This window comes from Nocardia sp. NPDC049737 (genome assembly GCF_040674755.1).
GTDB lineage: Bacteria > Actinomycetota > Actinomycetes > Mycobacteriales > Mycobacteriaceae > Nocardia.
Genome location: NZ_JBFANH010000030.1, coordinates 15,873 through 36,205, shown reverse-complemented (window position 1 = coordinate 36,205; position 20,333 = coordinate 15,873). Strand labels below are relative to the sequence as shown.

16 protein-coding genes, 2 tRNA genes and 1 pseudogene are annotated in these 20,333 nt (G+C 65.8%); 9 read left to right on the top strand and 10 right to left on the bottom strand.

All coding sequences use genetic code 11. The features are described from left to right. Positions 1-27 precede the first annotated feature (27 nt). A complete protein-coding gene (locus AB0J47_RS32890) occupies positions 28-576 on the bottom strand; it encodes a MarR family transcriptional regulator (protein WP_364355086.1) in 549 nt (182 codons plus the stop codon). 168 nt (positions 577-744) lie between these two features. Here AB0J47_RS32890 and AB0J47_RS32885 point away from each other — a divergent pair. Next, positions 745-819: transfer RNA gene (locus AB0J47_RS32885), tRNA-Cys, on the top strand. Between the two features lie 102 nt (positions 820-921). Here AB0J47_RS32885 and AB0J47_RS32880 read toward each other — a convergent pair. The 6 genes from AB0J47_RS32880 to AB0J47_RS32855 all read right to left on the bottom strand — a co-directional run bounded on the left by AB0J47_RS32880 (position 922) and on the right by AB0J47_RS32855 (position 7,066). After that, positions 922-1,971, bottom strand: coding sequence for an ABC transporter ATP-binding protein (locus tag AB0J47_RS32880; RefSeq protein WP_364355083.1), 1,050 nt, complete (start codon positions 1,969-1,971; stop codon positions 922-924). Continuing rightward, positions 1,968-3,521 carry an iron ABC transporter permease gene (locus AB0J47_RS32875; protein ID WP_364355080.1) on the bottom strand — a complete coding sequence of 518 codons (1,554 nt, stop codon included), beginning with the start codon at positions 3,519-3,521 and terminating at the stop codon, positions 1,968-1,970. The genes AB0J47_RS32880 and AB0J47_RS32875 overlap by 4 nt, the downstream gene beginning before the upstream one ends. A 2-nt stretch (positions 3,522-3,523) precedes the next feature. Then, entirely contained in the window at positions 3,524-4,543 is a 1,020-nt protein-coding gene (locus AB0J47_RS32870) for an iron ABC transporter substrate-binding protein (RefSeq protein WP_364355077.1), read from the bottom strand. Positions 4,544-4,656: 113 nt separating this feature from the next. Further along, positions 4,657-6,057 (bottom strand): metallophosphoesterase, encoded by a 1,401-nt coding sequence (locus tag AB0J47_RS32865; protein WP_364355074.1) that lies wholly within the window; start codon positions 6,055-6,057, stop codon positions 4,657-4,659. Positions 6,058-6,071: 14 nt separating this feature from the next. After that, positions 6,072-6,767 (bottom strand): hypothetical protein, encoded by a 696-nt coding sequence (locus tag AB0J47_RS32860; protein WP_364355071.1) that lies wholly within the window; start codon positions 6,765-6,767, stop codon positions 6,072-6,074. Then, on the bottom strand, positions 6,764-7,066 hold the full coding sequence (locus tag AB0J47_RS32855; protein ID WP_364355068.1) for an SDR family NAD(P)-dependent oxidoreductase: 303 nt from the start codon (positions 7,064-7,066) through the stop codon (positions 6,764-6,766). Before AB0J47_RS32855 ends, AB0J47_RS32860 begins: the two co-directional genes overlap by 4 nt. A gap of 223 nt (positions 7,067-7,289) precedes the next feature. Here AB0J47_RS32855 and AB0J47_RS32850 point away from each other — a divergent pair. Next, positions 7,290-7,418, top strand: a pseudogene (locus AB0J47_RS32850) (transposase); the annotation flags it as partial. A gap of 425 nt (positions 7,419-7,843) precedes the next feature. Beyond that, positions 7,844-8,371 (top strand): hypothetical protein, encoded by a 528-nt coding sequence (locus AB0J47_RS32845; protein ID WP_364355065.1) that lies wholly within the window; start codon positions 7,844-7,846, stop codon positions 8,369-8,371. A gap of 483 nt (positions 8,372-8,854) precedes the next feature. Here AB0J47_RS32845 and AB0J47_RS32840 read toward each other — a convergent pair. From AB0J47_RS32840 to AB0J47_RS32830, 3 genes are all read right to left on the bottom strand, one after another. Beyond that, a tRNA-Arg gene (locus tag AB0J47_RS32840) sits at positions 8,855-8,927 on the bottom strand. Between the two features lie 128 nt (positions 8,928-9,055). Then, positions 9,056-9,781: a DUF305 domain-containing protein gene (locus AB0J47_RS32835; protein ID WP_364355062.1), complete on the bottom strand. Its 726-nt coding sequence runs from the start codon at positions 9,779-9,781 to the stop codon at positions 9,056-9,058. After that, positions 9,781-10,689: a DUF3105 domain-containing protein gene (locus tag AB0J47_RS32830; protein WP_364355059.1), complete on the bottom strand. Its 909-nt coding sequence runs from the start codon at positions 10,687-10,689 to the stop codon at positions 9,781-9,783. Before AB0J47_RS32830 ends, AB0J47_RS32835 begins: the two co-directional genes overlap by 1 nt. 112 nt (positions 10,690-10,801) lie before the next feature. On the opposite strand from AB0J47_RS32830, the gene argS reads away from it, so the two are divergent. From argS to rho, 6 genes are all read left to right on the top strand, one after another. Next, on the top strand, positions 10,802-12,460 hold the full coding sequence (gene argS, locus AB0J47_RS32825) for an arginine--tRNA ligase (RefSeq protein WP_364355056.1): 1,659 nt from the start codon (positions 10,802-10,804) through the stop codon (positions 12,458-12,460). Between the two features lie 79 nt (positions 12,461-12,539). Then, entirely contained in the window at positions 12,540-13,958 is a 1,419-nt protein-coding gene (lysA, locus tag AB0J47_RS32820) for a diaminopimelate decarboxylase (protein WP_364355053.1), read from the top strand. Next, positions 13,955-15,364 carry a homoserine dehydrogenase gene (locus AB0J47_RS32815; protein WP_364355050.1) on the top strand — a complete coding sequence of 470 codons (1,410 nt, stop codon included), beginning with the start codon at positions 13,955-13,957 and terminating at the stop codon, positions 15,362-15,364. Before lysA ends, AB0J47_RS32815 begins: the two co-directional genes overlap by 4 nt. A 71-nt stretch (positions 15,365-15,435) precedes the next feature. Beyond that, the gene (gene thrC / locus AB0J47_RS32810; protein ID WP_364355339.1) at positions 15,436-16,497 is read left to right on the top strand and encodes a threonine synthase; all 1,062 of its coding nucleotides are present in this window, start codon (positions 15,436-15,438) and stop codon (positions 16,495-16,497) included. Positions 16,498-16,522: 25 nt separating this feature from the next. Next, positions 16,523-17,467 carry a homoserine kinase gene (thrB, locus tag AB0J47_RS32805; RefSeq protein ID WP_364355047.1) on the top strand — a complete coding sequence of 315 codons (945 nt, stop codon included), beginning with the start codon at positions 16,523-16,525 and terminating at the stop codon, positions 17,465-17,467. 344 nt (positions 17,468-17,811) lie between these two features. Further along, positions 17,812-19,899, top strand: coding sequence for a transcription termination factor Rho (gene rho / locus AB0J47_RS32800; RefSeq protein ID WP_364355044.1), 2,088 nt, complete (start codon positions 17,812-17,814; stop codon positions 19,897-19,899). Positions 19,900-20,333 lie beyond the last annotated feature (434 nt).

The window sequence follows — 20,333 nt, the reverse complement described above, 5'->3', positions numbered from 1 at the left end:
TAAAGACCGACCGGTTCGGGTGTTTGGTTACTGCTCGTGTGCCGACCATCGGGCCGGTTCTTCGCCGGTGGCGAAGTCGCCTGCGGCATGGCGAAATTCCGCGAGCAACTGCAGCAGAGTATGCAGCCGATCCGGCGGAAGACCGGGAATCGCGAAGACTTTCGCGTTGAGTTCCTCGGTTGCCTCAGCAACCAATTCCCTTCCGGCAGGGGTGATTTCGATCAGGGTAGCCCGCCGATCGCTGGGGTGCGGAACCCGCTCGACCAGCTCGGCGGCCTCGAGTCGATCGACGGTATTCGTCACGCTGGTCGGGTGCACCTGGAGCCGCGCACTGGCCTTCGCCATGGGCAGTGCACCCGTCTTACTGAAAGCAAGCAGCATGAGAAGTTCATATCGAGAGAACGTCAGACCGGTCGGTTTCAAAGCCTCGTCCACCCGAGCCATCATGATTTGCTGGGCGCGAACCAGCGAGGTCACCGTCGCCATTCCGTCGGCGAAATCGCCCCAGCCGTGGCCGACCCATTGACGATGGGCCTCCTCGATCGGATCAATCGGAAGTGGACGTGGCCGCGACATGGTCTTGATCATTCCACGTTCGGCCGCCGCTGCGGATCTTCTCCCGGCCGGTGAGCGCGGCAGTGGTCGCATCCGGACGGGTGGTCGAGATTCGGGCATCATCGGTTCGGATCACACTGAGTGCAACCGTGGGCATTTCGATGCGGCCCCGGCAATATTCATGGCGAGGCGGGCGTGGCTGAGTGGTTGAGGCAACGGTCTGCAAAGCCGTTTACGCGGGTTCAATTCCCGCCGCTCGCTCCAAATGAGGGTGCCTTCGCCGGCGACTGCTCGCAGGTCGCTCGAATGGCCAGCCATGGGTGCCCGGCCCGGTGACACGCCACCGCCGGGCCGGGTGTCCGTGGTTCAGGCCGCTTCGAAGGCCACGGCGTTTCCGAGCACTTCAAGGCGGACACGCTCGCCCGCGGTCGGCGCCGCAACGCTGGCACGGCGCACCCGCACCGGATCGATATCGCCGTCCAGCGCGATCGTCAGCATCACATCGGCCCCGCGGAACTCGACATCCCGCACCATTCCGCTACTCGGTTCGTTGCCCGAAACCACCTGCGCCACAAGCTGTTCCGGACGGAACATAATGGTCGCCGACCCGGTCGGCGCGGACTTCTGCACCGGTACCCGGCCGAGCGCACATTTGGCCACATTGCCGTCGACCACCGCATCGAGTAGCACACAATCACCGAGGAATTTGGCGGTGAACAGATCAGTGGGCGCGGCGTAGACCTCTTCCGGCGCGCCGACCTGGGTGAATACCCCCTCGCGCATGACCGCGACCTGTTCGGCGAAGCAGAGCGCCTCCTCCTGGTCGTGGGTGACCAAGATGCTCGTCATGCCCGCCGCACGCAGCGTCTCGGCAACGGCCTGCCTGGTGGTGGCCCGCAACCCGGCATCGAGTGCGCTGAACGGCTCGTCCAGCAGCATCACATTGGGTTTGCGGGCGAGCGCGCGTGCGAGCGCGACGCGCTGCTGCTGGCCGCCGGAGAGCTGATGGGGGCGGCGGTCGGCGTAGGACGGATCGAGCGAGACCATCTCCAGCAGTTCGTTCACCCGATTCCGACCGCGTCGTAGCCCGCAGAATCCGCTGCGCAGGCCGTAGGCGATGTTCTGGCCGACGGTCAAATGTGGGAACAGCGCACCGTCCTGTGCGACGTAACCGACATTGCGCCGCTGCGGCGGCACCGAAAACCGGTCGCGGGTCACGGTTTCCGTGCCGATGGCGACCGAACCCGTGTCCGGAGCCTCGAAGCCGGCGATCACCCGCAATAGTGTGGTCTTTCCGCATCCGGATGAGCCGACCACTGCGGTCGAACTGCCGTTCGGCACTTCGAGATTGATCCCGCCGAGTACCCGGTGGTAGCCGAACGTCTTCGAAACATCCGCCACGACAAGCCGACTCATAACCCGGCCGCCTTCCTGGATTGGGTGAACAGCAGATACGTCACCGGCACCGCCGCGACGATCATGATGAGTGCATAGGGTGCCGCCGCCGCATAGTCCAGTTCGCCCGACAGCGACCAGAATCGCATTGCCAGTGTGCGAGTTCCGCTGGGCGCCAACAGCAATGTCGCGGTCAATTCGGTCGCGACCGCAACGAATACCAGTGCACCGGCGGAGGCCGCGGCGGGGGCGGTCAACCGCAGCGTGACGCGCAGAAAGGTGACCGGCCCCGACTGACCGAGCGAGCGCGATACCTCCTCCAGTCCGACCGGCACCTGCGCCAGCCCGGCCCGCACGCTGACCAGCGCCCGCGGCAGAAACATCAACACATATGCGGCCACGACCATGGTCACCGTCTGATACAGCGGTGGCGCCCACCGAATCGTGACCGTCACCATGGCCAGCGCGATCACAATGCCGGGCAGGGAACTCGTAATGTAGTTGGCGCCCTCCACCATTCGGGCGAATGCCGAGGTCGAGCGCACCGCGATCCAAGCCACCGGGAACGCGCACAGCGTGGTGAGCAGTGCGGCCATCGCCGCAAGCGCGATGGTCTGCCCGAGGGCCGTACCGATTTCGGTGAAATCCCAGACCTGCGCACCGCCGATGCGCAGCCAGCGCACGATGGTCCACAGCGGCACTCCGATCGAGCCCACGACCACCGCGGTCAATGCGAGCAGAACCGGAACCGTGCTGGGCCCCAACGCAACCCGGGCAGCGGCCCGAGGTGCACCGCTGCCGATCCTGGCGTAACGCCCCTTACCGCGCGCCCCCGCCTCGGCCGCGAGTAACACCAGACAGCACAGCACCAGCACACCGGCCAACATGCTGCCCGCCGGACCGGCGAAGCTGGATTGGTACTGCTCGAAGATCGCGGTCGTGAACGTATCGAACCGGATCATCACGAACGCGCCGTATTCGGCGAGCAGATGCAGCGAAATGAGCAGTCCGCCGCCGAGAATCGCCAATCGCAACTGCGGCAAGACGATTCGGGTGAATACCGCGACCGGACCGGAACCCAGCGCCCGCGCCGATTCCTCCACTGCCGGATCGAGGCGGCGCAGTGTGGCCGACGCCGGCAGATACACCAGCGGGAAATACGACATTGTGGAGATCACCACTCCCGCCCACAGCCCGTGCATGGTCGGGAAAACGCTGACCCAGCCGTAGCTGTTCACGAACGCCGGCACCGCGAGTGGCGCCGCGAATACCGGCCCCCACCACGCCGCGCCCGGCACATTCGTACGCTCCACCACCCAGGCCAGTCCGACCCCGAGCACCACGCAGATCGGGACGGTGACGATCACCAGGCCGACCGTGTTGCGCAGCAGGTCACCGACTCTCGGCCGGAACACCAGTTCGGCAGCCTCGTGCAGGCCGGTGGAGAAGACAGTGGACACGATGTAGCCGAGCGGCACGAACGTCGCAGCCACCAATAGCAGCGCGACGGTCGTGACGAGTAGCCCGGGTCTTCCAACCCGGGGTGCGGCGACAGCGGTCCGGAGGGCCATGACTAGAGCAGACCCGCCTCGGTCATCAGCGCCGTCACCTTCTTGGCATCGAGCTTGCTCGGGTCGACGGCCGGCGCCTGCAGTGAGGCCAGCGACGGCAGCGCCGGATTGGCCGCGACATCACTGGCGACCGGGTACTCCAACGAGGTGCCGTCGCGCAGGATCTCCTGCCCGGCCTTGGAGGTGATGAACGCCAGGAACTTCTGCGCCGACTCCTGCTTCTTGCTCGACTTCAGCACACCGCCACCGGACACCGAGACGAAAGCGCCCGGATCCTGCTTCTTGAAGTAGTGCAGCCCGGTGTGGCTGCTGCTGTCCTTGGTATTGGCCTGATCGCGGTACCAGTAGTAGTGGTAGATCACCCCGCCGTCGGGCTGACCGGAGTCGACCGCCTTCATGGTGGCGACATTGTTCGGGAATGCGGTGGCGTTGTCCTTCATGCCCTTGAGCCACGCCTTCGTGGCGTCCTCGCCCTCGAGCGTCAGCAGGGCCGCCACGATGGCCTGGAAGTCCGCCCCGGAAACGCCCGCGCCCCAGCGTCCCTTCCACTGCGGCTGCGCCAGATCGAGCAGTGATGCGGGCAGCTGATCGGCCGCGATCTTGTCCTTGTTATAGACGAAAACCGTTGAGCGGGCGGCGATTCCGGTCCACTTGCCGGTGGAGGGACGGAATTGCGCGGGTACCTGGTCCAGCGTCGCCTTATCGACATCGGCGAAGAGTCCGGCGTTCTCGACAAGCGCCATGGCGGGGGAGTTCTCGGTGAGGAAGACATCCGCGGGGGAGGCCGCGCCCTCGGCGACCAGCTGATTGCCCAGAGCGGTGTCACCGCCCTGGCGCAGGGTGACCTTGATGCCGGTCTCTTTGGTGAACGCGTCCACCCATTCCTTGGTCAGGGATTCGTGCTGGGCGTTGTAGACGGTGATCTCGTTCTTGTCGTCCGAGGAATTCGAACAGGCGGTCACGCCGAGCGCCGCGACAGCGACGGCCAGCGCTGCGGAAATCGCTTTCCATCTGATCGACATGTTCGAGTCCTTCCGACGTGCAAGGTTCCACTTCATATGATGAGGCTTACCTAAGCAAGATACCGCGTCCGAACTGCGGCGATGGTATCGGTACGGCTGCGACGGCGGGCCGGTCAGGACAGGCCCGAGAAGTCCCGCAGCACAACGTGATTGCGGTCGGTGCAGGTGCCGAGCGTGTAATCCGGCAGCAGGCCGAAGTATTCGCCTCGGGTGGTCGCACTCCAGCGACGCGCGGCCGCGGTGCGGGTCTTGTAGAAGTTGATCATGTACCCGCCCTCGTATAGGCGCAGCAGGCTGTAGCCGCCCGGATACTCCTTGACCGCCGCAACTTCCAGGAATTCCACCGCGGCACCGGTGTCGGGACGTGTGCGGCGGTTGCGGTGGGTATGGCCGCTGTGCTGCAGGAATACCCCGGGTGCGCGCTCGTAGAGCGTCTGGAGTTCGATGCTGTCGGGGCGATTGAGGACGAAACCTGGTCCAGCTGTATTGGTCAGTCCGGCTTCGACCGTCACCGGGTGATGTCCGAAGACCAGCGTCGGACGATCCGGATCTTCGCGAAGCAGTTCACCGAGCCGGTCGAATTGCGGGCGTTCGATGCTGCCGCCCGAACCATCGAGTTCACTGGTATCCAGGCCGAGCAGCCGCAGGCCGCCCAACTCGTGCTCGATCAACTGCTGGCGCGGATCGAATTCCTCGGCCCAGCAATCGTAATGATCCGCGGGTGCCGGAATGCAGCCCTGGTATTCCGAGCCGACATGCGGACGGTCGTGGTTGCCGCGCACAGCGAGGTAGTCGCTGCCCTGCGCGCCCCAGGAGTCCAGGCGTCTGCGAACCGAGCGCGTCTGCTCCGGCTTCGCCTCGGCGGTCAGATCACCCGCGATGAGCAGGATGTCGGCCTCGCGGTCGGGGCGGCGCAGATCATCGAGCAGGGCCGCCAGCATCACCTCCGGATAGGACGGCAGACCCGGCTCCTGCCGGAAACCCGGCGGCATGTCGGCGACGACGAGGCCGCTGACCTCTTCGCCGTAGTGCACGTCATTGGCGAGGGCGAGGGTGCGCAGCGGGCGGCCGGGCGGCGGTGTCAGGGTGGTGAATTCGCCGGTGGATTCCGGACTTCCGGGGGATCGGGTGGTCAGTGATAGTGCGGGCACGGCTCGGGCACCGTTCGACCATGCCTCGAATCGGTAGGCACAGCCCGGTTCGAGACCATCGATCTCCGCATAGTGGAACGGGGTGCGCTCGTCATCGGCATGGACAATGGCCAGCGCTGAATCGGCCGGACCGAGCCGCACTTCGGCGTCCGTGTCGACCGGCAGCAATCGACCGCTCGGATCCGGGGTCACCGTCGTCCAGGTGAGAATCACTGAACGATCGGTGACCGTGACGACCTCCAGATCGGTCGCGAAGAGCGGATCCGCTTGGGCGCGAACCGAACCCGGATCCGCGAGACTCGCGAGCGCGGCCAACCCGATGGCGCTGAGGAAGGTCCGACGCGACGGTCCGCAGCAGCTCATCCGACGAGGTTACGTCAGTTCTTACCCGACTCCGCCGAGCAGACCTTCCACTTTCCGTCTTCCTTGCGCAGGTGCTCGGTGGTGCCCGTATCGGTATCCGGGGTCTCTCCCGGGACGGTCAGCGTGAGTTTGCCGGTGATCCGGGCCGTCGCACGGTCACCGGTGACGACGATGTCATCGATCTTGTCGATGTTGACCTCGATTTTGGCAGTATCGAATTCCTTCTTCTGCTCATCGGTCAGCGTATCGAATTCGGCACGGTCGGCCGCGCATGCCTTGTCCGCCGCGGCGGCGAAACCGTGCGACTCGAGCGTGTCGTAAAAGTCGTGGATGGCCACCTGGATCTTCTTATCGTCCGAAGCCAGCGGCGTCTTACCCTGCACGGTCAGCACCACGCCCGCGGCGACCGCACCCGCAATGACGAGTACCAGCACCAACAGGCCGATGATCAGCCCGGTCCTGCGCTTCTTCGGCGGCGGATACCCCGGCTGTTGATAACCACCAGGCGGCGGATACCCCTGCTGCGGTCCATACCCTTGACCACCCGGCTGCGGATAACCCCCGTGCTGCGGTCCATACCCCTGACCACCCGGCGGATAACCCCCTTGCTGCGGATACCCCGGCCCACCCTGCTGCGGATAGCCATACGGCTGCTGCGGCTGCCCCCGCTGCTCCCCGAACGGCGGTTGCCCACCCGGCGGATATGTCATGTCCCGTCCTCCCACTCACCCCATCTGTGTGTGAGATTACGGCAACTCGCCCCACCCGACCGGACACCGATCGCGACAGCCCAACACCGATCGACGGAGGTGGCGGGAGCGGTCCGGTTCTGGACATCTGCCGCGTAACCAACTGCCGGGATGCGGTCGTCGGCCAGTTCGGCGGCGAGGCGGTCGAGCTTGTCCTGGGAGCGGGCGATCAACGCGACGGAGAATCCTTCGCGTCCGAATCGGCGGCCGATGGCCATGCCGAGTCCCGAGCCTGCGCCGACGATCGCGATCGTTGTCATCGTGGTCCTAAGTTTGTAGGTGTCTGGGGTTGGTGCCCTGGATGCCCAGGGCGGTGGGGTGTGGCTGATGTTTGCTTGCAGCTGTTGTGGCTCCGAAGGAATGGCCGCCCCACCGTGCTGGACGCTCCGGCCACTGATTGAGATCTGATGCGGTTCGTCGCTGGTTAGGGACCTGATGGCCGGGTTGTCCACGGGCTACGGTCGCGGGAACGGGAGTGTGGGAGTGGCGCTGCGCCAACGGATTTGGGTGGGTATCGATGTCGGCAAGGCCACTCATCACGTGTGCGTGATGGATGAGTCCGGCAAGGTGTGCTGGTCGGGCAAACTCGCCAACGATCAACGGGCGATCGAGGCGCAGCATCGGGCATGGGGAGATGGTCTCGATGTCGTTGAAGGGGTAGAAGTTGAGGAACTCGACGTTGCTCGACAGCGTCAATGTCCGACGAAGAGGTCGACCTCTTCACTGGGGCATTTGCTCTGGCCAGATCGAAATCCCACACTTCGCGGCATATGCCTGGTGTGACGACGAAGAGGTGTTGTTAACCAACCTGTCGCCGCGCGGTGAATCGGTCCAGGCGCTCTAATGTCCGTGGCATGGTGCAGACGACCCCGTGGAGCGCGCGGAAGATACCGGACCGGTTGCCTGGTCGCGTGTCCGGTCGGGGGGAAGCGGCAGGCAAGCGAATCCGCCGCGGTATTCGCGTCTCGGTAGCTTCGGGCCGCGACAACGCGGGCTATTTGTGCGCTGCGATAGGCAGTACGGCCACACTGGCGCTTTTGTTCGATCCGTGGCTGGTGGCAAACGGCCCAGACGGTACGACCCGCACCAATGCTTTCGGTCGGATTTCGGCAACTAGCTCGATGGCGGGGCTCTGGTCGTCGACGCCCCCTTCCATCGTGTCGGTCAGTGGATTGTGGGGCCTGCTGGCTAGCGCCGCAGCCGTCGTGACCGTGTCTGCCATCGCAATCAACTTCCGCCGCCGCAACCGCGCGCTGGGATATCTCGCGGTCGCCGCATCGGTCGCGACCGCAGCATTCGTCCTGGTCTGCCTGATCTATCTCCACGGGCAAGGGCCAGCGCTGCGCTCCATGGCCGGTGCGGGGCCGCCGCGCGATCCTGGCACCCAGATCGGCTTGATCATCCGCGCGGCCGCGGGTAACGGCGCGTACCCAGTTCCCGGGCTCCGCGCAGTTTCCTACAGCACAGCGAACTTCACAACACAGGCGCTTCTCGCCGGGGCAATCTCGGTCGTTTCAGCCGTCGCGGCCGTCGCGCAATGGCGCCGTGACACCGATACAGCATGAAATCTATCGCATTTGAATACCGTTGGGAGCCTGGCGTTTCGCTGCACAATACGCACACCACTGGCTGCTGACTCTGGCCGCCGCGCAGCGCACCGCCCGTGCTGCGATCATTCGCACACAACAGCAACGCCGTGAACGTGGGATCGCTGCCGGCGTTCCATGTTCTACGGGCCCTCGGCGGGCGTGTCGAACATGGGATCGGGAACGACCTGCGGCGGCGAGCGAATCGCCGATATCATGGCGACGCTGGCCCGCACCGCTGGAACTCGACCCCCGTGACACCGCTGGAACTCGACCCCCGTGACTACGATTCGTGGTCTTGGTTCCTGGTGTTCCCGAATCCCGTTGTCGCGGATACCGGATATCCGCTTGACGTGCGCGCATGGGCGAAATCGCAGCTGAACGGTGAAATGGTGCCCTCGAGGAATCGAACCTGCGACGCTTAAAACCATCCTGGCCTGCGGAAACGCAGTCGAATGTCGGTGCCCTCGGCAGGATTCGAACCTGCGGCCTTCTGCTCCGGAGGCAGACGCTCTATCCCCTGAGCTACGAGGGCGGGATAGGTTTCGAACAGTGCCGGTGGAGGCGGCCGTTCGGGCGGGGCCAAGCGTATCGCATTGCGGGGCGTCCGCCAAAAAATATGTCGGACCGGGGAGTTTCGGTTCCGCGGCCCGACACGATGGATCAGTTCTGCGGCAGTGGTTTCGCGTTGCGGGCGGTCAGCATGGTGGTGATGAGTTGTGCTTCGCCCTGCTGGGTGGTCGCCATGGCGGACGCGAGTGTGCGCACCGCGGTGGTTTCGGCGTGCTGGGCGGCGTATTGGGTCATCGAGAGTCCGCCCTGATGGTGGCGCAGCATCAGTTGCAGGAACATCGTGTCCAGCGTGGTACCGGTGGCCTGGCGCAGCGCGGTTACCTCCGCGGTAGTCGCCATGCCCGGCATGGAAGCCGATGGGCCGGACATTGCGTGGTCGGCGGTAGCGCCGGAATGCGAATGGCCTGACTGTTCGGTCATCCAGCCCATATAGCCGTCCACATTCTGGTTCGGTTTACCCCACATCTGCAGCCAGCCCTGCATTCGGCCGATCTGTTCCTGCTGGGTGGTCAGAATGTCGTAGGCCAGCCTGCGCACATCGTTGTCGGTAGAAGCGATGAGCGCGATACCCGCCATTTCGACGGCCTGCGCGTGGTGTGCCGACATGTCCTGGCTGAATCCGATATCGACCGCGCCGGGATCGGGTTCGCTATTACTGTCCAGCGGTAGCCGGGCCAGTACGCCGACCGCGAAGCCGATCAGCAGGATGCCGATCGCACCGAGCACCAGTAGCGGAGTGCGCTGCCGCCGCGCCTGCGCACCCAAACCCGTGGAATCGTCGGCCACGTCCGGCTCGATTTCGGTATCCACGGGCATTACTGACCTTCCGTCGGCTGGGTCGGAATTCCGTTGGGCACGCCGGGGATATTCGGTACTCCCGGAATGCTCGGCATACCGGGCAGACCACCCGCGGCACCGCCGAGTTCGGTCTGGTCCTGGGACAGGCCCTTACCGTCCATCGGCACCGCATCCGGTCCGGGCGGCGTCGGGTCGTACGGCGTCGGGTTGTTCGCGTCGAACGCGGGGTTCGAGCAGCTCGCGCCCACCTCGGGGTAGGCGTATTGGTTCGCGCGCAAGGCGGTGATGAACTGGTTGACCCGCTTGTCGTCGGCGCTGTCCAGCTTCAGCTGATGTCCCCAGGACTGCAGCGATATCGCCGAGGCCAGTCCGGGGAACGGCGACATCAACGTGAACGGCTTGCCTTCGACCTTCTGCTTCAGCGTGTCGATGCCCGCCGCGTCGACCTTGTCGGGGTTGTAGGCGATCCAGACCGCACCGTGCTCGAGCGAGTGCACCGCGTTCTCGACTCGGACCGGCTTGCTATAGACCACGCCCATGCAGTTCGCCCAGACCTGATCGTGCGGACCGCCGAACGGCGGGGTCTGGTCGTACGCGACGCGCTGCGTACCCGCGACGTGCAGTCCCGCCGGGTAGTCCTTCTTGGTCACCCCGGCGATCTGATCCGACGGATCCTTCTTCTGCGCACTCGGCGTGAATTTCTCGAGTTCGGCCTTGTCCCGATACTTCGGCACCAGGCTGAACGCGAGCGCACCGATCAACGCGATGATCACCACGGCGGCTCCGATGACCAACCAGGGGATCTGGCGCTTTTTCAACGGGCCCTTGCCCATCGGAACCTTGCCGCCGCCTTTTTTCCGCGACGGTGCGACCTTCCCTGCGGCCCGGACGGCCTTGGCCGATTTGGCGCTCGTGCTGCTCGGCATAGCTCGCTGTGCTCTTTCCACGTATTGATCCACGGTGCTGGGTGGTTGCGGAGGGCTCCGCCGAGGTGCCCACTCGAGGCGTACACCTGCCCAGACCATAGGATAGAGACTCGTGACTCCAGCTGACCTTGCAGATCTCCTTCGCGCGACCGCGGCGAAGGTGCTTGTCGAACGTGGACTGGACCCAACGGTCCTGCCCGACGAGGTCAACGTGGAGCGCCCCCGTAATCCGGAACATGGCGACTATGCCACGAATGTGGCCATGCAGGTAGGTAAGAAGGCCGGAACGAATCCGCGCGCGTTGGCGACCTGGTTGGCCGAGGCGCTGGCCACCACGGACGCCATCGACACCGCCGAGGTCGCCGGTCCCGGTTTCCTCAATATCCGGCTCGCCGCCTCCGCACAGGGCGCGATCCTGCAACAGGTATTGACCGCAGGCGCGGCCTACGGCACCTCGGACACCCTGAAGGGCACCCGGATCAATCTGGAGTTCGTGTCGGCCAATCCGACTGGTCCGGTACATCTCGGCGGTACCCGCTGGGCCTCCGTCGGTGATGCGCTCGGCCGCATTCTGGCCGCGCAGGGCGCCGACGTGACCCGCGAGTACTACTTCAACGACCACGGCGCGCAGATCGACCGCTTCGCCAAATCTCTGGCCGCAGCCGCTACCGGCGCGCCGACCCCGGAAAACGGCTACGCGGGCGAATACATCGGCGAGATCGCCGCCAAGATCGTGGCCGCGCGCCCCGAGGCACCGACCCTGCCGGAAAAGGAGCAACTCGAACTTTTCCGTGCCGCGGGCGTCGAATTGATGTTCGCCCATATCAGGGAATCGCTGCACGAATTCGGCACCGATTTCGATGTGTATTTCAACGAGAGTTCGCTCTTCGAATCCGGTGCGGTCGAAGCGGCGGTCACCAAACTCAAGGATTCCGGTGACCTCTACGAAAAGGACGGGGCCTGGTGGATTGCCAGCTCCGAATACGGCGACGATCAGGACCGCGTCGTTCTCAAGAGCGACGGCAATGCCGCCTATATCGCCGGTGATATCGCCTATTTCCAGAACAAGCGCTCGCGCGGCTTCGATCTGTGCATCTACATGCTCGGCGCGGACCATCACGGCTATATCGGCCGGTTGAAGGCCGCCGCGGCCGCCTTCGGTGACGATCCGGCCACCGTCGAGGTACTCATCGGACAGATGGTGAATCTCGTCAAGGACGGTGTGGCCGTACGGATGTCGAAGCGGGCGGGCACCGTGGTGACCCTCGACGATCTGGTCGAGGCGATCGGTGTCGATGCCTCCCGTTACTCGCTGGTGCGCAGCTCGGTGAACTCGAGCATCGATATCGATCTGAACCTGTGGACCAGCCAGAGCAATGAAAACCCGGTCTACTATGTGCAATACGCACATGCCAGGACCGCGTCCATCGCGCGCAATGCCGCCGAATTCGAATACGACACGGTGACACCGGATTTCGGTCTGCTCACTGCCGATGAAGAGGGTGAACTCATCCGCACCATCGGCGAATACCCGCGCGCCGTCGCCAGTGCCGCGAGCCTGCGCGAACCGCACCGCGTCGCACGGTATCTGGAGGAGCTGGCCGGTGCCTACCACCGGTTCCAGACCAATAAGAACCTGCGGGTACTGCCCCTCGGCGACGAACCCGTCACGCCGACCAATGCCGCCAGGCTGGCCCTGGCCAATGCCACCCGTCAGGTGCTGAGCAACGGCCTCGGGCTGCTCGGCGTGAGTGCACCGGAGCGAATGTAATGAGCGAGCGCAGCGAGCGAACCATGGACATAGCGCCTCGGGCGGTCACGGCGGAGCCGAGCGTCAGCGAGGTGGAGTCGTGAGTGCTCACCCTGCCGGTCCTCGGCATGCAGAGATCCCGCACGCACCCAGCCTCGCGGAGCGCCCGAGCGGTCCCGAGCAGATGATCGATCTGCCCGCGAATGTCTGGCCGCGCAACGCTTCTCGCGATGCGGAAGGTGTCGTGCACCTCGCCGGTGTGCCGGTGCACGAGCTGGCCGAGCAGTTCAGCACCCCACTGTTCGTGGTCGACGAGGACGACTTCCGTTCCCGTTGCCGCGATATGGTTGCCGCCTTCGGCCCGGACGCCCGAGTTCACTATGCCTCCAAGGCATTCCTGTGCGGTGAGATCGCCCGTTGGATCCGCGACGAGGGTCTTTCCCTCGATGTCTGCTCCGGCGGCGAACTTGCCGTCGCACTGCACGCGGGGTTCCCGGCGAACCGAATCGCATTGCACGGCAACAACAAATCGGTCGCCGAGTTGGCTGCTGCGGTCGAGGCGGGCGTCGGTCATGTGGTGGTCGATTCGCTGATCGAGATCGAGCGCCTCGAGGCCATCGCGGGCCGCGCCGGAGTCGTTCAGGATGTGCTCGTCCGCGTCACCGTGGGTGTGGAAGCCCATACCCACGAATACATTTCGACCGCGCACGAGGATCAGAAGTTCGGTTTCTCGATCGCTGGCGGTGATGCGATGGAGGCGCTGGCTCGGGTCTTCGAGGCCGATAATCTCCGACTCGTCGGTCTGCACAGTCATATCGGTTCGCAGATTTTCGAAATCGACGGTTTCGAGATCGCCGCACGTCGCATGCTCGGCCTGCTGCGCGAGGCCATCGACAAGTTCGGCATCGAGCGCACCGCGCAGATCGCCACGCTGGATCTCGGTGGCGGACTTGGTATTTCGTATCTGCCCAATGACGATCCGCCGCCGCTGGACGACTTCGCGGCCAGCCTGCGCAAGCTGGTCGCCACCGAGGCGAGCCGCGCCGGACTGCCCGAGCCGAAGATCGCCGTCGAACCCGGCCGCGCCATAGCGGGACCGGGCACCGTCACCCTCTATGAGGTCGGCACCATCAAGGATGTCTCGCTCGACGGCGGACTGCGCAGGCGTTATGTCAGCGTCGACGGCGGCATGAGCGACAACATCCGTCCCGCGCTGTACCAGGCCGACTATGACTGCCGCTTGGTTTCGCGCTCCTCCGACGCCGCGCCCGTGGTCGCTCGGGTCGTCGGAAAGCATTGTGAGAGTGGGGATATCGTCATCCGCGATACCTGGATGCCCGCCGATGTCGGCCCCGGCGATCTGGTCGCCGTCGCCGCGACCGGCGCCTACTGCTACTCGATGTCCAGCCGGTACAACCAGCTGACTCGTCCGGCGGTTGTCGCGGTGCGCGGCGGCGTGCCGCGACTCATTCTGCGCCGGGAAACGGTGACGGATCTGCTCAGCCTGGAGGTGCAATGAACTCAGTATCGCGTAGCGATTCCATCGAGGGCGGCGGTCGGGCGACGGGTGAGCCCGACGCTGCGAAGTTCGGCGTATGGGGAACCGACCGTCCGATCGGAGTCGCGGTCCTCGGGATGGGCAATGTCGGCACCGAAGTGGTGCGCATTCTGCGCGACCACGTCGATGACCTGCGCGCGCGTGTCGGCGCGCCGGTGGTGCTGCGCGGTGTCGCCGTGCGCAACTCGGATGCCGACCGCGGCATCCCGGCCGAACTGCTGACCACCGACGCGGATGCGCTGGTCGCCCGCGACGATGTCGATCTGGTGGTCGAGGTCATCGGTGGCATCGATCCGGCTCGCCGCCTCATCCTGGCCGCGCTCAACGCGGGCAAATCCGTGGTGACCGCCAATAAGGCCCTGCTGGCCGACTACACCGGCGAACTCGCCGCCGCCGCCGAACGCAACCGCGCCGACCTGTATTTCGAGGCCGCCGTCGCGGGCGCGATCCCGGTGGTGCGTCCGCTGATCCAGTCGCTGTCCGGTGACCGGGTGAACAAGGTCGTCGGCATCGTCAACGGCACCACCAACTTCATCCTCTCGGCGATGGACGAGACCGGCGCGGACTACGACATCACCCTCCAGGAGGCCACCCGCCTCGGCTACGCGGAGGCCGATCCGACCGCCGACGTCGAGGGCTACGACGCCGCCGCCAAGGCCGCGATCCTGGCCTCGCTGGCCTTCCACACCCGCGTGACCGCGGCCGATGTGTATCGCGAGGGTATTTCCAAGATCACCGCCGAGGATCTGGAGACCGCCTCCGCAGTGGACTGCACGGTCAAACTGCTCGCCATCTGCGAGCGGGTCGCTGCCGGTCCGGGCGAACCGGGCCCGGCGGAGGGGGGTAAGGAGCGCGTCTCGGTGCGCGTCTACCCGGCCCTCATTCCACGCAAGCACCCTTTGGCCGCGGTCACCGGCGCGTTCAACGCGGTGGTCGTCGAGGCGGAAAACGCCGGTCGACTGATGTTCTACGGCCAGGGCGCGGGCGGTGCCCCGACCGCCTCCGCGGTACTCGGTGATCTGGTGATGGCGGCGCGCAACAAGTTCTTCGGTGGCCGCGCTCCGGGTGAGTCGGTTTATGCTGAGCTACCGATCGCGCCGATGGGCGATACGCCCACGCGTTACCACGTGAACCTGCAGGTCGCGGATCGACCCGGGGTGCTGGCCAAGGTGGCGGGCGAATTCGCCAACCATGAGGTGAGCATCTCCACGGTCCGCCAAGAAGGGCACGGCGAGGGTGCGCGCTTGGTCGTGGTCACCCACCACGCTTCGGAGTCGGCGCTCGCGGACACCGTCGCCGCCCTGGCGGAAATGGAATCCGTCACATCCGTGACCAGCGTTCTGAGATTGGAAGGCACCAACGAATGAGTACGACCAGGGGACGGCATACGGCGGAGCCGGCGGGGTTGGTGAGTACAGCCGTTGCGCCACAGGCAGGAGTGCACTCGCGGTGGCCCGGCTTGATCGCCGCCTATCGCGATCGCCTGGCCGGCGCCGCCGACTGGGAGCCGGTCACCTTGTACGAGGGCGGCACCCCGCTGGTGCCCGCGCCGCATCTGTCCGAGCTGACCGGATGTGATGTGTATCTCAAGGTCGAGGGTCTGAATCCGACCGGGTCCTTCAAGGATCGCGGCATGACGATGGCCATCACCGATGCGAAGTACCGCGGGCAGAAGGCGGTGTTGTGCGCGTCCACCGGCAACACCTCGGCATCGGCCGCCGCCTATGCGACCCGGGCCGGGATGAGCTGTGCGGTACTGATTCCGCAGGGCAAGATCGCCATGGGCAAGCTGGCCCAGGCCGTCATGCTCGGCGCGAAGATCATTCAGGTCGACGGCAATTTCGACGACTGCCTCGAGCTGGCGCGCAAGGTCACCGCGGAATTCCCGACCGTGGGTCTGGTGAATTCGGTGAATCCGGCCCGCATCGAGGGCCAGAAGACCGCCTCGTTCGAGATCTGCGATGTGCTCGGCAAGGCACCCGACGTGCACGCCCTTCCCGTGGGCAACGCGGGCAATATCACCGCCTACTGGCGCGGTTACCGCGAGTACTACGCCGACGGCATCACCACCGGCCTGCCGCGCATGCTCGGTGTGCAGGCCGCGGGTGCCGCGCCGCTGGTCAACGGTGCCCCGGTCAAGGAGCCGGAGACCATCGCCACCGCCATCCGGATCGGGGCGCCGGCGTCCTGGAACGGCGCGATGGAGGCCAAGGAGCAGTCCGGTGGCGCCTTCCGTGCCGCCACCGACGAGGAGATCCTGGAGGCGTACCGACTGGTCGCCGCGACCGAGGGTGTTTTCGTCGAGCCCGCGTCGGCGGCCAGCATCGCCGGCCTGCTCGCCGCGCGCAAGGAGGGTTGGCTGGATTCCGGGCTCACCGTGGTGTGCACGGTGACCGGCAACGGTCTCAAGGATCCGGATAACGCGCTCGCGGGAATGCCACAGGTGCAGGCGATTCAGGTTGACCCGATCGCGGTCGCCCACGAACTCGAGCTGGCCTGAGTTGAATTCGCGCGAAAGCCAACTGATGACAAGGACGCTGCCCGCTGGTCTGTCAGTGACCGCGCGGGTGCCCGCGTCCAGTGCCAATCTCGGTCCCGGATTCGATTCGCTCGGTATGGCTTTGGGCATCTACGACGAGATCGAGGTGCGCACTACCGATTCCGGTCTTGCCATCCGAGTCGAGGGTGAAGGCGCCGACGATGTGCCATGGGGCCCTTCGCATCTCGTGGTGCGCGCGATCGAGCGTGGCCTGGAGGCGGCGGGCGTCTGGGCCGACGGTCTCGATGTGGTGTGCCGCAACGTGATTCCGCATTCGCGCGGCCTCGGTTCGTCGGCCTCGGCGGTGGTCGGCGGGCTCGCCGCGGGCTGCGGTCTCGCCGCGAAATTGGATCCGGCATTGGCCATCGGCAGTGACCAATTGGTCCAGCTCGCATCGGAATTCGAAGGTCATCCGGACAATGCCGCGGCCAGTGTGCTCGGTGGAATTGTGGTGTCCTGGACCGAAACCGCCACCGACGGTGCCGCGGCGCCCGATCACGGCCGGGTCTACCGTGCGGTGCGTCTGGATCCGCATCCGACGCTGCGCCCGGTGGTGCTGATTCCGGAAGAGCGCTCATCGACCGCGCATACTCGCGGCCTGTTACCCGAGGTCGTGGCGCATGGCGATGCCGCGTTCAATGTCAGCCGCGCCGCGCTCGCGGTGGTCGCCCTGACCCAACGCACCGACTTACTGCTGCCCGCGACGGCCGATCGGCTGCATCAGACCCAGCGCGCGCCCGCGCTGCCGCTGACCACCGAATGGATCGCCCGGCTGCGCGCGGCCGGTATCGCGGCCACGGTATCCGGTGCGGGACCGACCGTACTGGCCTTGGGTACCAGCGAATTCCCCGCCGAACTCCGTGCACTCGCGACCATCGACGGGCTCCGTGTGGTCGAGCCGGGGCTCGCGCAAGGCGTCCAGGTCGACTGACGGCGCGTCTGCCTTGCCGATGTTCCGGGTTGCCAGCTATCCTGAGCACGTCCGTACATCGTGCGCATCAGACGCCGGTGCTTCATCAGGGCAATCGCTCCAGCAGGCTCCAGGCTCGAGCCTCCAGGCCATGGGGGTGCTGCGTAGCTGCGCAACTGGAATGATCTCTCCCACCTTTCGGGAACTGGTGGCGAAGCCGCCGGTCCGGCGGGGCAGGTGATACGGCAAAAGCGCCGGTCCGAGCTGTGTGTTCGGCCCTCGCATCCGAGTCCGGCAGAACGCCCGGACTGCGGGACGAAACCCTCGAAACAGCACACGGCAATCGAGGGAAGGAAAGGATTTCCGTGACAGATACGGACCTGCTCGCGACACCCGGGGTGGATTCCAACCCGACAGGGGACCGCGAAAGTGACTCCGGACAGATTTCGAAGATGAGCGAACAAACCGACGTCGCACGATCGGGGCTGACTGGAATGCTGTTGCCGCAATTGCGCGCGCTCGCGGGGGAGCTCGGTATCCGAGGCACCTCTGGAATGCGCAAGGGCGATTTGATCGCCGCCATCAAGGAAAATCAAGCCGGAAAGTCGGCGAAGGCGGAAAAGGCCGCGCGTGGCGAGGTGAAGTCCGATGCGGACGCCGCCAAGGCGGCGTCGGCGAAGGCCGAGCAGGGCACCCTCGACGTGGCGCCCGCCGCTTCCGCCCCGGCGAAGCAGGCTCCCGCCGCGAAGGACGCCCAGACCAAGGACGCCCAGACCAAGGACGCCCAGACCAAGGACGCCCAGACCAAGGACGATCCGGCGAAACAGGCTGTCGCGAAGGGGGCCGTCGCCGATTCCGCAGCGCCGAAGGCCGCCGAGAAATCGGCCGATTCGAAGTCCGATCCGGCGCAGGCCGAGACTGCCGCCCCGACGGAGAGCGCCGAGGATTCCGGGCGCGACGGCGGTCAGCGCGGTCGCGGCAGGCAGCGTCGGGGTCGCGACCAGGCACGCGCCGGTGGTGAGACCGCAGGTGGCGAGGAGCCCAAGCAGGATCAGGAGCAGGGCGAACGCCGCCGCGAGCGCAACCAAGGCGAGCGCAATCAGGGCGAGCGCAATCAGGGCGAGCGCAACGGCAATGCCGGCCGCGGGGGCGAAGGCGGCGGCCGCAGCGATGCCAGCCGCGGCGGTGACGAGGACGAGGGCGGTCGCGGACGGCGGGGACGTCGGTTCCGGGAACGTCGTCGTGGTCGCGACCGCGAGGGTGGCGCCGGTACCGGTGAGGCCCGCGAGCTCGAGATCCGCGAGGACGATGTCCTGCAGCCGGTCGCGGGCATCCTCGACGTGCTGGACAACTATGCCTTCGTGCGCACCTCCGGCTACCTGGCCGGACCGAACGACGTCTACGTCTCGATGAACCTGGTCCGCAAGAACGGCCTGCGCCGCGGTGACGCGATCACCGGTGCGGTGCGCGCCCCGCGCGATGGTGAGCAGAGCAACCAGCGCCAGAAGTTCGATCCGCTGGTGCGCCTGGACACGGTCAACGGCGGTGAGGTCGACGCGGCCAAGCGGCGTCCCGAATTCGCCAAGCTCACCCCGCTGTACCCGAACCAGCGTCTGCGCTTGGAAACCCAGCCGAACAAGCTGACCACCCGCGTCATCGACCTGATCATGCCGATCGGTAAGGGCCAGCGCGCCCTGATCGTCTCGCCGCCCAAGGCCGGTAAGACGACGATCATGCAGGACATCGCGAACGCCATCGCCATCAACAACCCCGAGGTCTACCTCATGGTTGTGCTGGTCGACGAGCGTCCGGAAGAGGTCACCGATATGCAGCGTTCGGTGAAGGGCGAGGTCATCGCCTCGACCTTCGACCGTCCGCCGTCAGATCACACCTCGGTCGCCGAACTGGCCATCGAGCGTGCCAAGCGTCTGGTGGAAATGGGCAAGGACGTTGTGGTGCTGCTCGACTCGATCACCCGATTGGGCCGCGCGTACAACAACTCCTCGCCGGCCTCGGGCCGCATCCTCTCCGGTGGTGTCGACTCGACCGCGCTGTACCCGCCCAAGCGCTTCCTCGGCGCGGCGCGCAATATCGAGAACGGCGGCTCGCTCACCATCATCGCGACCGCCATGGTCGAGACCGGTTCCACCGGTGACACGGTGATCTTCGAGGAGTTCAAGGGCACCGGTAACGCCGAGCTCAAGCTGGACCGCAAGATCGCGGAACGGCGCGTGTTCCCGGCAGTCGACGTCAACCCCTCCGGCACTCGTAAGGACGAGCTACTGCTCAGCCCCGACGAGGCGGCGGTGCTGCACAAACTGCGCCGCGTACTGTCCGGCCTGGACTCGCACCAGGCGATCGACCTGCTGATCGACCGCCTGAAGAAGTCCAAGAACAACCTCGAGTTCCTGATGCAGGTCAGCAAGACCGCGCCGGGTGCGCTCGACGAGTGAATGAACGGGGGCTCCGCTCAGGCGGAGTCCCCGTACTTTTTGCGCATACGTCACGACTGATTTCGTGCGCACATGGGTAACTCGTCGGGTACGCCCGGAACCGGAGTCCACTGCCTGCCGCCGGCCCGCAATGGTGGTCTTCACGCGCATGACGTTCGGCAAGAGGTGCGGGGCGGCGGGGGAGTGCCCTTTCGGCGTAGGTGGGCTGAAGAACGCGAGTCCGATGCCTGCCGCGCCGACGATCATGAACGCGAGAATGATCGCCGTGGTCGCCGGGCTTGCGGCGCTCACGGCGTTGTTGGCCGAATCATACTGTGCGGCAGTGGGTTTCGTGTACGCGTAGGTGTCCGGGCGATCCGGAGTGGTAAACCAGCCGACCGCGACAGCGAGAATCAGCGAAACGAAGACCGCCAGTGCAACGCGGCTGTTCACAG

Coding starts and splice junctions, on each gene's coding strand:
- thrB (WP_364355047.1), top strand. CDS start 16,523: ATGACAAGGACGCTGCCCGCTGGTCTGTCAGTGACCGCGCGGGTGCCC.
- AB0J47_RS32875 (WP_364355080.1), bottom strand. CDS start 3,521: ATGGCCCTCCGGACCGCTGTCGCCGCACCCCGGGTTGGAAGACCCGGG.
- AB0J47_RS32865 (WP_364355074.1), bottom strand. CDS start 6,057: ATGAGCTGCTGCGGACCGTCGCGTCGGACCTTCCTCAGCGCCATCGGG.
- AB0J47_RS32855 (WP_364355068.1), bottom strand. CDS start 7,066: ATGACAACGATCGCGATCGTCGGCGCAGGCTCGGGACTCGGCATGGCC.
- AB0J47_RS32870 (WP_364355077.1), bottom strand. CDS start 4,543: ATGTCGATCAGATGGAAAGCGATTTCCGCAGCGCTGGCCGTCGCTGTC.
- AB0J47_RS32880 (WP_364355083.1), bottom strand. CDS start 1,971: ATGAGTCGGCTTGTCGTGGCGGATGTTTCGAAGACGTTCGGCTACCAC.
- AB0J47_RS32815 (WP_364355050.1), top strand. CDS start 13,955: ATGAACTCAGTATCGCGTAGCGATTCCATCGAGGGCGGCGGTCGGGCG.
- AB0J47_RS32830 (WP_364355059.1), bottom strand. CDS start 10,689: ATGCCGAGCAGCACGAGCGCCAAATCGGCCAAGGCCGTCCGGGCCGCA.
- AB0J47_RS32890 (WP_364355086.1), bottom strand. CDS start 576: ATGTCGCGGCCACGTCCACTTCCGATTGATCCGATCGAGGAGGCCCAT.
- AB0J47_RS32860 (WP_364355071.1), bottom strand. CDS start 6,767: ATGACATATCCGCCGGGTGGGCAACCGCCGTTCGGGGAGCAGCGGGGG.
- AB0J47_RS32835 (WP_364355062.1), bottom strand. CDS start 9,781: ATGCCCGTGGATACCGAAATCGAGCCGGACGTGGCCGACGATTCCACG.